The organism is Anaerovirgula multivorans (assembly GCF_900188145.1).
Classification (GTDB): Bacteria; Bacillota; Clostridia; order Peptostreptococcales; family Natronincolaceae; genus Anaerovirgula; species Anaerovirgula multivorans.
This window is the reverse complement of the sequence record NZ_FZOJ01000001.1, coordinates 153,189-168,345: the sequence shown is the minus strand read 5'-3', so window position 1 is coordinate 168,345 and position 15,157 is coordinate 153,189. Positions and strand designations below refer to the sequence as shown.

The 15,157-nt window shown below is 34.8% G+C and carries 15 protein-coding genes; 14 read left to right on the top strand and 1 reads right to left on the bottom strand.

Annotated features, from left to right (window positions below):
- Positions 1-23: 23 nt before the first annotated feature.
- The 14 genes from CHB72_RS00925 (at position 24) to bioA (ending at position 13,224) form a co-directional block, all read left to right on the top strand.
- Entirely contained in the window at positions 24-1,991 is a 1,968-nt protein-coding gene (locus CHB72_RS00925) for an oxidoreductase (RefSeq protein ID WP_089280979.1), read from the top strand.
- A 23-nt stretch (positions 1,992-2,014) separates the two neighbouring features.
- On the top strand, positions 2,015-3,160 hold the full coding sequence (locus CHB72_RS00920; protein ID WP_089280978.1) for an iron-containing alcohol dehydrogenase: 1,146 nt from the start codon (positions 2,015-2,017) through the stop codon (positions 3,158-3,160).
- A 197-nt stretch (positions 3,161-3,357) separates the two neighbouring features.
- Positions 3,358-4,062, top strand: a complete 705-nt coding sequence (locus CHB72_RS00915; RefSeq protein WP_089281196.1) for a hypothetical protein — start codon at positions 3,358-3,360, stop codon at positions 4,060-4,062.
- An 18-nt stretch (positions 4,063-4,080) separates the two neighbouring features.
- A complete protein-coding gene (locus CHB72_RS00910; protein ID WP_089280977.1) occupies positions 4,081-4,680 on the top strand; it encodes a hypothetical protein in 600 nt (199 codons plus the stop codon).
- A gap of 368 nt (positions 4,681-5,048) precedes the next feature.
- On the top strand, positions 5,049-5,948 hold the full coding sequence (locus tag CHB72_RS00905) for a LysR family transcriptional regulator (RefSeq protein WP_089280976.1): 900 nt from the start codon (positions 5,049-5,051) through the stop codon (positions 5,946-5,948).
- Positions 5,949-6,068: 120 nt separating this feature from the next.
- Positions 6,069-6,371 carry a hypothetical protein gene (locus CHB72_RS00900; protein ID WP_089280975.1) on the top strand — a complete coding sequence of 101 codons (303 nt, stop codon included), beginning with the start codon at positions 6,069-6,071 and terminating at the stop codon, positions 6,369-6,371.
- A 3-nt stretch (positions 6,372-6,374) separates the two neighbouring features.
- Entirely contained in the window at positions 6,375-6,638 is a 264-nt protein-coding gene (locus CHB72_RS25795; protein WP_141131282.1) for a hypothetical protein, read from the top strand.
- Between the two features lie 184 nt (positions 6,639-6,822).
- Entirely contained in the window at positions 6,823-7,212 is a 390-nt protein-coding gene (locus CHB72_RS26155; RefSeq protein WP_207652468.1) for a hypothetical protein, read from the top strand.
- Positions 7,213-7,607: 395 nt separating this feature from the next.
- The gene (gene bioB, locus CHB72_RS00890; RefSeq protein ID WP_089280973.1) at positions 7,608-8,585 is read left to right on the top strand and encodes a biotin synthase BioB; all 978 of its coding nucleotides are present in this window, start codon (positions 7,608-7,610) and stop codon (positions 8,583-8,585) included.
- 34 nt (positions 8,586-8,619) lie between these two features.
- Positions 8,620-9,120 (top strand): hypothetical protein, encoded by a 501-nt coding sequence (locus CHB72_RS00885; protein WP_089280972.1) that lies wholly within the window; start codon positions 8,620-8,622, stop codon positions 9,118-9,120.
- The gene (locus tag CHB72_RS00880) at positions 9,101-9,898 is read left to right on the top strand and encodes a 6-carboxyhexanoate--CoA ligase (protein ID WP_089280971.1); all 798 of its coding nucleotides are present in this window, start codon (positions 9,101-9,103) and stop codon (positions 9,896-9,898) included. The genes CHB72_RS00885 and CHB72_RS00880 overlap by 20 nt, the downstream gene beginning before the upstream one ends.
- 3 nt (positions 9,899-9,901) lie before the next feature.
- Entirely contained in the window at positions 9,902-11,065 is a 1,164-nt protein-coding gene (gene bioF, locus CHB72_RS00875; protein WP_089280970.1) for an 8-amino-7-oxononanoate synthase, read from the top strand.
- A 42-nt stretch (positions 11,066-11,107) separates the two neighbouring features.
- The gene (gene bioD / locus CHB72_RS00870) at positions 11,108-11,821 is read left to right on the top strand and encodes a dethiobiotin synthase (protein WP_176431119.1); all 714 of its coding nucleotides are present in this window, start codon (positions 11,108-11,110) and stop codon (positions 11,819-11,821) included.
- Positions 11,822-11,871: 50 nt separating this feature from the next.
- Entirely contained in the window at positions 11,872-13,224 is a 1,353-nt protein-coding gene (gene bioA / locus CHB72_RS00865) for an adenosylmethionine--8-amino-7-oxononanoate transaminase (protein ID WP_330396945.1), read from the top strand.
- Between the two features lie 585 nt (positions 13,225-13,809).
- Here the strand turns inward: bioA and CHB72_RS00860 are convergent.
- Positions 13,810-15,123 carry a S8 family peptidase gene (locus CHB72_RS00860; RefSeq protein ID WP_089280968.1) on the bottom strand — a complete coding sequence of 438 codons (1,314 nt, stop codon included), beginning with the start codon at positions 15,121-15,123 and terminating at the stop codon, positions 13,810-13,812.
- Between the last annotated feature and the right edge of the window lie 34 nt (positions 15,124-15,157).

The window sequence follows — 15,157 nt, the reverse complement described above, 5'->3', positions numbered from 1 at the left end:
TCAAACTAAAAGGAGGCGTTAAAGTGTTAAAAAATTTATTTTCGCAGGGTAAAATTGGAACAATGGAAACAAAAAATAGAATTGTGATGACAGCTATGGGAAATTATTTGGCAAATACAGATGGTACTGTATCAGAAGAAGATATTGCCTTTTATAGTGCAAGGGCAAAAGGCGGCATAGGAACCATAATTACAGAATGTGCTATTGTTGAAGATTTAAGAGGAAAAGGTAATACCCATCAAATAACTGTATCCCACGACAAGTTCATACTTGGCTTAAGGAAACTGGCGGATGCGATCCATAAGTACCACAGTAAAATAGTTGTACAAATATACCATCCAGGAAGACAAGGTATAAGCGCTATTAATCAGAATTTACCTATGCTTGCACCAAGTGCTATTGAATGTAATGCTGTACATCAACCAGTAACAACTATGACAACAGAAGAAATTTCTGATATGGTAGAAAGATTTATACAAGCTGCAGTAAGACTCAAAGAAGCAGGAATAGATGGTGTTGAAGTTCATGGAGCCCATGGATATCTAATAAATGAATTTTTAAGTCCATATACCAATGAAAGAACAGATAAGTATGGTGGAAGCTTTGAAAATAGAATGAGATTTTTAGAAGAAATAATTGTTGGAATAAGAGAACGGTGTGGTAAGGATTATCCTTTATTAGTTAGATTGTCTGTAGACGAATTTTTAGGAGTTATAGGATTACCAGGAAAAGGACTTCAGCTTGAGGATAGTGTCAAGATAGCTAAGAGACTAGAGGCACTAGGGGTAGATGCACTAGATGTAAGTTCTGGAATTTATGAAAGTATGAATGTTGCTTGGGAACCCTCCTCTTTTCAACAAGGATGGAAAATTCATTTGTCTGAAACTATAAAAAAATCAGTAAATATATCAGTAATAGGTGTTGCTGTTATTAGAGACCCTGAATATGCAGAACAAATCTTAGCAGAAGGAAAAGTTGACTTTGTAGGTTCTGCCAGACAGCATTATGCTGATGCTGAATGGTCTAGTAAAGCAAAAGAAGGTAGAACTGATGAAATTAGAAAGTGTATATCCTGTCTTCACTGTATGGAAACATTGAGTTCAACTGATATGACCTCAACACCATGTCAATGCGGTATCAATATAGAAGCTGGAAAAGAATTAGAATACAGTAATTTAAGGGAAGATGGCGAAGGAAAAACTGTAGCGATAATAGGAGCAGGTCCTGCAGGTTTAGAAGCGGCAAGAATTTTAGCAAAGCGAAAATATAAACCTATAGTTTTCGAAAAAAACGACAAAATAGGTGGTCAATTACAATATGCTAATAAGCCACCTAAAAAAGACAAAATCAATTGGTTAATAGACTATTTGAGAGTGCAGGTGGAAAAATTAGGAGTAGAAATAAGATTAAATACCCCTGCCACTATAGAAGAACTAAAAGCATTAGATCCTTATGCAGTATTTATTGCACATGGTTCAAATCCAGTCCTACCAAAATCTATTTCAGGAATTGATGGTGACGAAGTTTTATCAAGTATTGACATATTAAGTGGAAATAAAGAACTAATAGGTAAAAAAGTTGCCGTAATTGGTTCTGGAATGACAGGTATAGAGACAGCTCATTTATTAGCTGAAGATGGTAATGAAGTAAGCATCTTTGAAATGGCTGATAATATAGGGCCAGGATTATATTTCCAAAACCTTATAGATGTAATGGGACATATCGAAAAATTAGGTGTACAGATATATCCAAAACATAAATTGACTAGTATAAAAGATGGCAATGTAATTTTTGAAGTCATGGAAGGTGGGGAAAAGAAAGAATTTAACTTTGATAATATTGTTATTTCTATTGGTACACAATCTAATGATGAATTAGTAGCTGAAATAAAATCAAACTTTGAAAATGTTAAACTGCTTGGCGATGCTAAAAAAGTTGGAAAAATAAGAGATGCAATAGAAGCAGGATATGTAAATGCATTTACTTTATAAATTATAAAAGGGGGAAAGAAGAAATGGGAAAATATGCACAAACATGTCCAATAATCTATGGAAGTGGAACAATTAATTTATTAGGTGAAGAAGTTAAAAATCTTGGTTGTAGCAAGATTATGATAGTGTCAGATGAAACGGTTGAAAAGCAAGAATTTTATGCTACAGCAAAAAAAAGTTTATTAGAAGCAGGTTTGGAAATTGTAGAGTTTAATAAAGTAGTGTCTGATCCACCTGACTATATTATAAATGAAGGTGGAGAACTAGCTAAGGCAGAAAAAATAAATGGAATCGTTGCTATAGGTGGTGGAAGCCCGATGGATGCAGCAAAAGCCATCAACGTATTAGTTAATAATCCAACCCCAATAAATCAATATTTTGGAAATCCTTTCTATAATCCAGGAGTACCTGTAGTAATGGTTGTAACAACTGCTGGAACAGGAAGTGAAAGTACATCTATAGGTGTAGTAACTGACACAATTAATAATGTTAAAAACTCAGTTATATGTAATGCTACTTTAGGCATCTTAGATCCAGAAGCTACTATAACGGTTCCTGCTGATATAACAGCCTATACTGGTATGGATACGCTTGCACATGCAGCAGAAGCAATTACAGCAAAGTTTCCAAATCCAAAGTCTGAACTGCTTGCAGTGGATTCAATAAAAAAAGTAAAAACCTATCTATCAATAGCTATAGATGATGGTAAAAACATTGAAGCAAGAAAAAATCTCCTATTAGCAAGTAATTTTGCTGGTATTGCCTTTAATGATTCCTTAGTGCATTTAGGTCATGCTATAGCTCATGCAGTGGGTGCTAAATTCCACATTACCCATGGTATTGTTTGTGCTCTTGCATTACCTGAAGTGATGAAATATGCAGCTGATATAAATGCAGAAAAAGTAAAAATTGTAGGAGAAGCTATGGGAATTGCTTTTATTGGAAAAGAAACAGAAGTGGAAATTGGAGAGATAGTAGCTACAGAAATAAGAAAATTTGCTAAAGAGATAAACATTAAATCCTTAAAGGAATTAGAAATATCAAAAGATGAACTAATTAGTACAGCAGATATGGTTATTGATGATGCTTGCTTTAACTTTATACCAAGACAATTATCTAAAGAGGAAGTTACAACCATACTTGAAAACATGTACGATAATTATAGCTAAATTAAGATGTACACCGCCTCTATAGGCGGCGGATTCCACTTAATTTTTTCAGTGGGAGTTCAATCTCCCACTGAAACTGTTGAATGACGGACAAAGCCCTAATTGAATTACTTTTTATGAAGATGTCAGGAAGCAGTTTTATAATTATTTAAAAATCCTGGAGGATATCCATAATGACTGTTAAGGAGGAAAAAGAAATGAAAAAGTTTATAGGCTGTTTTATAGTTATCACTTTATTTATGATGCTATCAGCATGCAGTAATGAAGTCAGTGTTCAACAGACAAGGGCATTGCCAAAAGCTTCTGTAGATGCAGGAAGTCAGTTTGGTGTGGATGGAAATATCAATATTGGTACTATTGATGATTGGTTAGGTAGAGATGATGTAGCTTACATTGATGTTAGAATGCTTGTAGATCCAGGTGATTACGATAAAATTGGGGGAGATCCAGTATTATCTGGAACTGTTGAAGGATTTCAAGTAGTTCCTTACCCGTATTTGGCAAACCTAACTGGATTACCACCGGAAGTTGCCGCTTCCCAATATAGTGGGTCTACATTATTTACTTTAACATGGGATGCTGATGGAATTATTGATACGATTCAACCAAACTATGAAGAATCAGAAATGATTATTAAAGATCTGTTTCCAGAAGATAAAGCAATTTTCCTAATGTGCGGCGGCGGCGGTTATGCTAGCTTTACAAGAACGTTATTGATTGAATTAGGATATGATCCAGAGAAACTCTATAATATTGGAGGATTCTGGCAATATAATGGGAATCGAAAAGTTCATGTGAAAGTTTCATATGGAGAAAACAATGCGAAAGAGTACAATGCTCTTCATAGATTAAACTATCGCCTGATAGATTTTAATCAATTGAATAAAAAGACATCATATTAGAAATGGGGGACATGTATTATGAGAAGACTTAGAATTTTATCTTTATTGCTAATTACTGTCATGTTATTTGTTGGCTGCCAAGCGGCACCTACAAGCAATTCTAAGGAATATCCTAATTTTAATGATAGCAGAATTATTCCCTATCAACATATTAAACATGGAAGTGCAGAAGAGTATGCAGCTGTTATATTATTTGAGTATCAGATGGATAACTATACGAAGTATCAAATAAGCTATTTATCCTGCAGTTGCAGAGCAGCATCTGCTAATTATCAACACCTATTATATGTTGAGATCAACAATAATAATGACAGTGCTCAAGAAGCGACAATAAGAGATATAGAATTCCAATTTTGGGGAGACAGTGCTGTTAATCCTGAAAACGGAATGACCTATGAGATGATAGAGAAAGAATTTCTGCCATATTTGATTTATAAGAGTAAAGCAGAGATTGATGCTATGACAACTCTAAAAGATATTAAAGATGCTGATCAGGTAGAAAGAAATGGTAATATGTATGATTTTGTAGATGCTTATACTGGTGCAACAGTATCTGTTGATAATACTTTAACTATATTACATGCATTATTTGAATATCATACAGAAAAATACTACTAGAATATAATTCTAAATATACCTTTAGATTCTATTTCTTATTAAAATTCAAACTCCTATAATAACAAAAAGAAAGTTATTTTAGGAGTTTTTTTATCTCTAGTCTAGACTGGCCTGATCTGAAGATAGAGATTTCATACGTATCATATTATTAAAGTCTGTCGCAACAATCAGGATAGCTATGAAAATCAACTTAAGTAAGCATATCTCCCATATTAAATGACACGATTTTAAATAATATTAAATTAGGTAAAAAGGTGACATTGTCACAAGTTAATAACACTCTAATTTATCAAGTATTTGTATTCGCAAGGACTTGTATTGTATAATATATATATGGTACAAGTTCCTTTAGTATATGGAGTGATATTATGGATACAACTGATTTAAAATGCTTCATAAAAGTATATAAAAATAAAAACTTAACAAAATCTGCAAAGGAGTTATTTATAACACAGCAGGCCCTTAGTAGGATTATTAGTAATTTTGAGAAGGAAATAGGAGCACCACTATTTGATAGAAATTCTAGAGGCGTAACACCTACTGAATTAGGCAAATATATTTACTCAAGGGCAGAAGATTTAATAAAACAATTTGATGATTTTGTAGAGGATATTAACAATAAAGTAAAAGCTGAAAAAAGGAAGTTAAAAGTAGGTTTTTCTCCTGGAACACTCCAAGTATTGGGGGCAAGGGAGGTGCTAGAACAGAGCAAAGAATGTCTAGGAATAGATATTCTTATATCTGAATACTCAGACACTTCCTGTGAAGCAAATATACTAAACGGATGTCTTGATATAGCATTTACGGTTAATCCTAGAAATAAAATAGACTTTTCCTTCTATAGTTTGATAAAAGATGATTTGGTAGCAGTAGTTAATAAAAATCATCCTATTGCTTATAAACGCACTATAGATTTTAAAGATCTTAAAAATCAAAAACTTATTTTATTAGATGATACATTTCGTATGCAGTTAGTAGTAATGGAGCATTTTAAGAAAGCAGGCTTTAATCCAGATATTTATAGTAGATGTAGTCATGATTTAAAGATAGTATATGATTTTGTAACATTAAATAAAGGCATATTTATTTTTGTAAATTCCTTAACCCATATAGAAACTTATAATGAAATAATCAGTATTCCTATTACTATTCCTACTGCTTTCTGGGATATTGGTTTTTTAGTAAAAAAAGATACTAAAATAAATCATACTATGAAATTATTTATGAATTATTTTTTAAATAAGTATGATAAGGATATGATTAAATAGAAGTTGCATTTAATAACAAACATTGAAATAAGGCTCTGGTCAATTAAATTGACTGGAGCTATTTTTATATAATAGGAAAGTTCTACTTTTCCTATTATATAAAAAAGGATGGTTCATATAATGGATAGATATTTCTGGGAACAACAAAAAGGCCATTGGGGAATGACTTTAAAAATAAGGGATTTTGTAGGTAGATTACTTTTTAAATTCATATTTTATGCCACGAATACCAGTATAAGAAACAGGAGTCATGGTATCATCACATTTCTGACAAAAAGGTTGAGGTGGAACAGATTGGTCAAGGTCATCAAAAATATTATCTTCTTCAAGCTGATGGACAATAAATCTAGGAACCCACAAAGAATAATTGCATTTAGTACAGATAAATTCCACACAATTGCTGCCCGGACGAATATGGATTAGCTGTTGGATTTGACTCAAAACCTTGACTGCTATGATTTTTATCCAGAATTAACTGCATTGGAGGACTATGCTAGGCAAGCATTCCTGAAATGCTATCAGATTCCTGCCAATGATCCTATTGTGCAGATAACTTATTTTTCTCCGTTAGATCCGACCATGTTGCCGGAAGAACAAGCGTACATTACTCCCTACGGTATCATCCGCCGTAACGAAAATGAGATGGTATTAGAATACTCCAATCCCCAAACAGGCCAGCAGATGCTGTGACTCATACGAGAAAATAAAATACTAAAAAGGCGTTGTCTTACAAAAAAGGCAGCACCTTTTTTGCTTTTCCGAGAAAGGAGCTGAATCATGAAGCATGATGTAAACGCAGAAGAAAAAACAGGTGCCGAGGTAAACGATCCGCCGAAAAAGTATACCACACCGCCTCCAAAAGATTCCGACTGTTGTGAAGGCTGTCCCTATCCCCGTGTTGGCTTCATCTGCTGGAGTCCGGACGACTCCTGCCTTAAGACGGAAATGGATAGAATCAGCCGGCGAAGCAAAGGCAGGTGACGGGAATGAACAGCACTATGACTATGGATGTAGAGCTGCAGGCGACAAGTTAAGAGGAAGTTTAAATAACATTCCAATTCATATACTAAAACTATATGTACAAGCTAAGATAGATGGAATAAAGGAGTATAATAATGATCGTGAGCAATTTATAAATTCAAATAAAAATAGTTATCCTTATATTTATTATGTTGGACATAGAGAACGTATGTGGTTGGAGTACTTTAAAGGTAAGGATGAGGATTTGGATAGGTTAATTGATGAATTAACTATGCAATGTTAAATAGATTTGTTCTGTAACTCAAAAAACAAATAGAAGTAATCTAGAAGCTACAAAAAAACCGCTGTTATACCCGTTGCGGTGAACCGTACCATAACTGCGGTTTTCCGGTTATAGTAAAAAGATGAGGATATAGAAGAGAAGCTTAGAGCCTAACCATGGAGGGTAGGCTTTATTTATTTGCAATTAGTCAACCTTATAAAAATTTTAGGTTGACAATTAAAAAGTGTCTAGCTATACTATTGTTAACCAAACCCACGCATTAAGGTTGACGAATGAAAAAGTAGAAACGACTTTTATGCTTTGAAAATTAATCTTTATTGGCAATAAGAATATGGGGTAGGCAAAAAGACAGTAAGGTTTTAAGAGGAAAATTTAAATGATTAGGAGGAGATTTTATGCATCATTACATAGCAGAATTAGGTGAAAAAATTTTAGACGGAGGTCAAATCAATTATGAGGAAGCTTTGACTTTGGGAAAGGTTCATGGAGCTGATCTTCATTTTCTTTCGGCTTACGCTTTTAAAATTAGAGAAGTCTACCATGGGGACCGGGTCGATCTTTGTTCTATCGTCAGTGCCCGTACAGGAGGATGTGGAGAGAACTGTGCCTTTTGTTCTCAGTCTGCACATCATCAAACAGATACAAAAGTGGAAATTAATCTTGATGAAGCAGAAATTTTACAGAGGGCTAAGGCTATGGAAGTGGCAGGAGTTCACCGATTTGATATTGTAACTAGTGGGAAAGGCTATAAATTAGGTGACCCTGAATTCACGACACTTTTAGATATTTTTAAAAAACTGAGGGAGGAGACGAAACTGCAACTATGTGCCTGTCTAGGGGTAATCGGGGAGGCAGAGGCTCAGGCCATCAGAGATGTGGGGGTTACGAGATACAATCATAACCTAGAAACTGCTGAGAGTTTCTTTCACCAGATTGTTTCCACCCACAGCTATAAGGAAAGAGAGAAAACCCTTATGGAGGTTAAAAAAGTTGGAATGGAAGTTTGCTCCGGAGGTATAATCGGCATGGGTGAGACCTTTTCTCAAAGAGTTGAGTTTGCCTTTGCACTTAGAGATTTAGGGGTTGACTCCATACCTTTAAATGTATTGAACCCTATTCCTGGCACACCTCTAGAAGATAAGGAACCCCTGCCCCCTTTAGAAATAATAAAAACCATGGCGATGTTCAGATTTGTTTTACCTAAGACCAATATAAGGTTTGCCGGTGGTCGAGAAGTAAATCTACGGAGCCTTCAGGCATTAGGGCTTGTTTCAGGGATAAACGGCATGCTTACGGGAAATTACCTTACCACAAAGGGTCAGAGAATTTCAGAAGACCTGGCAATGATTGAAGACTTGGGACTTAAGTACTAACTTACAATTGGAGAAAAAGTAAGGGGGAAATGATGTGAATAACACAAGAGAGATAACATTAATAAGCTTGTTAGCAGTGATAATTGCAATTTCAGGGTCCTTTAAAATACCTGGACCTATACCAGGAACAGAATTTCAGTTATCTGCACCTATAGCGGTGGCTATTGCAGCTTCTTTTGGATTTAGGAGATACATATTGGCAGGTATTATAGCTAGTGCCATTACTTTAGTTCTTGGAACCCATACTATTATTAATGTGATAATCGCAATGACATTTAGAGTTGTAGCGGGAGGAATCATTCACTTTTTCAAACCTAGATTGATACCTGTTATTATAGCAGGACCATTAGGATCTATAGCTGCAAGGATCGTACTGGGTTTATTGTTCAAAAATTCTATTGCTGTAATGCTAGTGGCAGGTTTGCCAGGAATGATATATACTGCTATAGTTGCTTGGCCATTAAGTAAATTGTTGAATAAAATAAAAGAGCATACGCCTTGGAGAGAGATATCCTATGAAGGAAGACATGTATAGTATTAAAATGAGGGCAGTAAGGAAGGAAAAACATATTTCTGGCGCTGAGAGAATTATCTCAGAAAAAGAAATAGAGGTATTGGTACAGCAACTAACAGCAAGGGCATTGGGTCATAGCAAAGGTAAGCCGGACTTTATAAATATAACTATACAAAACATAGGGAATCAAGCGATTGAATATATTGCTCCTCTAAATATAGCAACGATTACAGTAGATGATTATTTCAAAGGGAGAGAATGTGCCATTAAAGCTCTACAAAAAAGTGGTTTATCTTGTAAAACCTCTCAGGCAATACTCAATATGTTAAAGACTTGTAATACGATGAGGGGAGCCATTCTTTTGGACATTCATTCGTTAGAGAGACTTGAGCCAGATGAAAATAGGGGTGTGAGAGTCACCAACATAGACTGGAGCTTTAAAATAAAGGAAGATTTAGAGAAAGCATTAGAAAAAAAAGGGTTAAACAACAATCATGTAAAAGAGGCAGTTGCACTTGCAAGTAAGGTTTCCAATGCCCCTGGTATCGTTGCTGAATTGTGTTGGTCAGATGATCCAGATTATACTGCTGGATATGTAGCTTCTAAAGATGTAGGCTATATGAGGATTACGAAACTAAAGCCCTTAGGCGATTCCACTGGAGGAAGGGTATTTTGCTTTGATTCATCAAAGACATCCATAGAAGAATGCATAGAATATTTACAGAAAAAAGTGACGCTGATCCATAAGATTCCTATGATAAAGGATTATATCTCCTATAAAGATTTTATGGAGGAATAACGGATGAAGTTTATAGATGAATATTTAAGTGATATAAAAGATAAAGGTCTATATAGAGAGTTGAAATTTTTTAATCGTCCTCAAAGTAAATATACGTCAATAGGTAATAAAAGGATGTTATTGATGGCCTCTAATAATTACTTAGATCTATGCAATGATGATAGATTGAAGGATGCAGCAGAGAAGGCAATTCATACATATGGGGTAGGATCAGGCGGGTCTAGACTAACTACTGGAAGCTATGAACTTCATGATCAATTAGAAAAAAAGATAGCTATCTTCAAAGGGACAGAGGCGGCAATTCTTTTTAATACAGGATATATGGCCAATATAGGTACGATAACGGCGATAGCAGATAAGGAATGGATTATATTTAGTGATGCGTTAAACCATGCAAGTATTATCGATGGATGCAGGTTAAGTGGTGCTAAGATTGTTGTCTATAAGCACTGTGATATGGATGATTTACAGGAAAAAATAAAGGTTTATAAAGGAAATAAGCGATTCATTGTGACAGATGGAGTATTTAGTATGGACGGAGATATAGCGCCATTGGATAAAATCGTTAAGTTGGCCAAAGAAAATAACATCTTAACAATGGTTGACGATGCCCATGGTACAGGAGTCCTAGGGGACAATGGTACAGGCTGTGTAGAATATTTTAACTTAAAGGGACAGGTTGACATACAGTTAGGAACCCTTAGTAAAGCCCTTGCTAGTGAAGGGGGCTTTGTGGCTGGCACCAAAAGCTTGGTGACGTATTTAAGACATAAAGCTAGGAGTTTTATTTATTCAACTGCATTATCTCCAGCTATGATTGCAGTTTCATTGTGTTCTTTAGATATTGTGAAAAATGAAAAGGAGAGAAGGGTTAAACTTCTTGAAAACTCCAAATGGTTCCAATGGGAGCTAAGAAAACTTGGATTTAATGTTTTAGAAAGCAACACAGTGATTATTGCACTTGTTATAGGGAATGCAGAAAAAACAATAAAATTAAGCGAAAAATTGTTTGAAAAAGGTATTTTTATTTCGGCAATTAGACCTCCCACTGTACCAGAGCATACCAGTCGATTAAGAATCACATTGATGTCTAGCCATAATAGAGAAGAGCTTAAATATGTTCTGGATAAATTAAAAGAAGCAGGAATGGAATTAGGTATTATCTAGTCTAATAATAAAAGTACTTGTGGAATGGAAGGAGGGATTGACTTGCAAAAGGGATTGTTTATCGTAGGAACGGATACTGATGTAGGCAAGACCTTTGTTACAGCAGGAATAACTCATGTTTTAAGGAAAAACAGTTTTAACGCAATAAGTTTTAAACCCGTACAAAGTGGGGGGATTTTAAAAAATAAAAAATTAATAGCTACAGATGCGGAGTTTGTAAAAGAGATAGCTGCAATAAAGGAAGATGATGTTGTGATGAATACCTATTGTCTAAAGGAGGCAGTGTCCCCCCATATAGCTGCTGAAAAAGAGAAGGTGGAGATCGATGTTAAGAAAATTATTGATGACTATGCAAAGCTAAAAGCAGCTTATGATTATGTGTTGGTAGAAGGGGCAGGGGGAGTAGTGGTACCACTGATTAGAGATCGGTATTATATTTATGATCTGATTATGGAATTGAATATCCCTGTTGTAATCGTTGCAAGGGCTGGTGTAGGTACGATTAATCATACTGTATTAACTGCTGATTTTCTCAGGAGGTTGGGAGTAAAGATAAAGGGATTTATTGTCAATCAATATAGTGGAAGCTATTACGAAAAGGATAACATAGAAGTGATCAAGAAAATTACAGGATTAGATGTTGTAGCTACTATTTATAAAATTGATTTAAAAGAAGAGAAAGAAGCTGTGATCAATATAAGACAAGCCTTTGAAACAAGTCTAAAAATAGAGAGTGTCTTAGATTTATTTCATTAGCTATTGAATTTAAAATCTATAAACGAAGTTAAATATGAGGAGAAGATAGAATGAGTCGGATGAGAGATTTTCAAGAGAAGGATTTAAAATATATTTGGCATCCTTGTTCACAAATGAAGGACTATGAAACCTTTCTTCCTATCGTGATTAAGCGGGGAGAGGGAGTATTTCTTGAAGACATAAATGGCAAAAAGTACTTAGATGCCGTATCATCATGGTGGGTAAATTTATTCGGGCATTCAAATCAGCGAATAAACGATGCATTATATAATCAAGCCAATAAATTAGAACATGTTATTTTTTCAAACTTTTCCCATGAGCCAGCTATAGCGTTAGCCGAGAGAATTATTAACATTGCTCCAAAAGGTTTAAGTAAAGTAATTTTCGGTGATAATGGCTCTTCAGCTGTGGAAATTGCCTTGAAGCTTAGCTTTCAATACCACCAACAAATCGGTAAAATCAAGAAGACAAAATTTGTAGCTCTAACAGGTGCCTACCACGGAGAGACCATAGGCGCACTTTCAGTAGGCGGTGTTGATTTATATAACAAAATATATAAACCATTACTATTGGATGTGATTAGACCACAGGGACCAGATTGCTTTAGATGTCCATATGGTAGAAATAGAAATAACTGTAATGCTGAATGCTTTGAGCATATGGAAAAAACAGTAGAAGAACAACACGAAGAAATTACCGCTATTATAATAGAGCCGATGGTACAGGCAGCTGCTGGAATGAAAATATATGCTGTAAAATATCTTAAAAAGCTGAGAAAGCTATGTGACGAATATAATATAAACTTAATTGCTGATGAGGTAGCGGTTGGTTTTGGAAGAACTGGAGAAATGTTTGCATGTAACCATGCTAGTATTTCACCGGATATAATGTGTGTTTCTAAAGGATTAACGGCGGGATACTTACCTTTATCCCTAACTATTATGACAGATAAAATCTATGATGCTTTTTATGATGAATATCATACGATGAAGGCTTTTCTACACAGTCATAGTTATTCAGGAAATCCTCTTGGATGTGCTGTTGCTGTAGAAACCTTAAAGATATTTGAAGAAGAAAATATAATAAAGAAAAACAAAATAAAATCTAAATTGTTAAAAGAAAAGATTGAAGAAATGATAGAAGATATACCCTGTGTAGGAGAATTTAGACAAATTGGAATGATTGGAGCAATTGAACTGGTTAAGGATCAAAGGACCAAGGAAGGCTTTGACTGGAGAAAGCGTGTAGGATATCAAATATATAAAATAGCTGTTAAAAAAGGTGTTTTATTAAGACCATTAGGAAATATCGTTTATTTTATGCCACCTTATGTAATAAATGATCATGAAATTGACTTTATGCTTCAGATAGCAAGAGATTCTATTTTGGAGTATTTAGGTTAAAACATACTTAACCGTCGTTAAAACTATTACGGAGAACCTTAAAAGAATGATATAGTAGTGTATTGCAATAATTTAAGAGCTGTAAACTTTGGATTTTGATCACACTAAATCTATTTACAGTCTCTAGAAATCTTTAAATATAAACCTATGAAGTAAGAAATACAAGAAAAGACTATTAGCGTATAGCCAATAGTCTAATTCTTTCTAGCAGTCTCACTAATGAATACTTAGGTTCTATATATTACCAAAGTTTATCCTTCGGTGTATTGCTAAGACTCCCGCTTCTTCTAGATAAACAAACTAAGCGACTAACACAAAATCAAAGATTTTGGTTATCTGCTTATAGATAAACAAACTAAGTGACCAACACGAAAGTTAGAAACCAAACTTTCGGTTGTCTACTTAAAGCGGGAGATCAAGCACTACATCCTCGAAGTAAATTCGGCTACAATTCAGTGGGAGTAAAAACTCCCTCTAGATAAACAAACTAAGTGATCAACACGAAAGTTATAAATCAAACTTTCGGTTGACTACTTATGAATTAAGTCTCATTTTATTAGCTAGATATCAGAAAATGCAAGTAGCTTAATGAATCGTTATAGAATTTTTAGATAGGCCAATTGCATTTTTTACATTAATAATACCAGCTCCTTGAGAATTAGCATCTACGTCCTCTAGTGGGTTTGCAGTATGAATCAATAGTTCTTTTACTTGATCTGGTGTAAGAGATGGGTTAACCTGTAGAATTTGAGCTATCACTCCAGAACATACAGGGGTAGCCATAGATGTCCCTGAAAGAGAAGTATACCATTCATCAATCCTAGCCTGTTTATTTTGTTTGTCTAACATAGAGTTTGGAGAACGAAGAGATATAATATCTGTGCCAGGAGCAATGATATCAGGTTTTTCAAAGCCATCGATTGTAGGACCACGACTAGAAAAGTCAGCAACTGAATCATCTTCTAGGGATACGGTATTTCTATCATCTAAAGCACCTACTGTTATTACTGAAGGATGGATACCTGGTGAATTAATCGTATTATTTTGTGGTCCACTGTTACCTGCTGCTGCACATACAACAATACCTGCCTCCCAAGCATTTGCAACTGCCATACAAACAGGATCCTCGGAATAGGGCATAGTGGTTTCAGCACCTAAGGACATATTTATAACTCTAATGCTAAGAGATTCTTTGTTGTCTATGCACCATTGTAGTCCCTCGATTACTACAGAAAGCGATCCGCTACCAATTTTATTAAGCACTTTAACTCCTATAAGTTGTGCTTCAGGTGCAGGACCACGATAATTGCCATTTGACTGACTTCCATTAGCTGCAATATCTCCAGCTACATGAGTTCCGTGACCATTGTCATCATAAGGGTGTGATTTTTGATTAACAAAGTCCTTAAATGCTATAATCCTACCAGATAAGTCAGGGTGTTCATAAATACCTGTATCCATCACAACTACTACAACATCTTTTCCTGTAATATTGTTATTCCATAGAGGTGTAGAACCTACAGTTGGACTAGCCACATCTAGTAGAGTCTTTACTTCTCTATCATACCAAATTTTTTTAACATTATTATTTTGAGCAAGTAATTCTAATGTTTTGGCATTAACTTTAGTAGAGAAAGCATTAATAGTATGCAATTTTCTATCAATTTTACATCCAATAGAGGTGGCTAAGGATTCAACGGATTGGTTCATTTTCCCCAATTCGTTTGTCTCGACAATTACTGGAATTTTACGAAAAGATTGTTTGAAAATTCTAAAGTATTTTTGTATAAAGCAAGGAACATAGTTAACAGGTCGATACCATTCTAAAGCCATTGTTCTTAAGGTAGGACAGAACTTATGTCTATGGGAACGGATCCAGCTAACTTTATGAAAAATCATAATAATCTCTCCCTTCATATTGCTACATTATAAT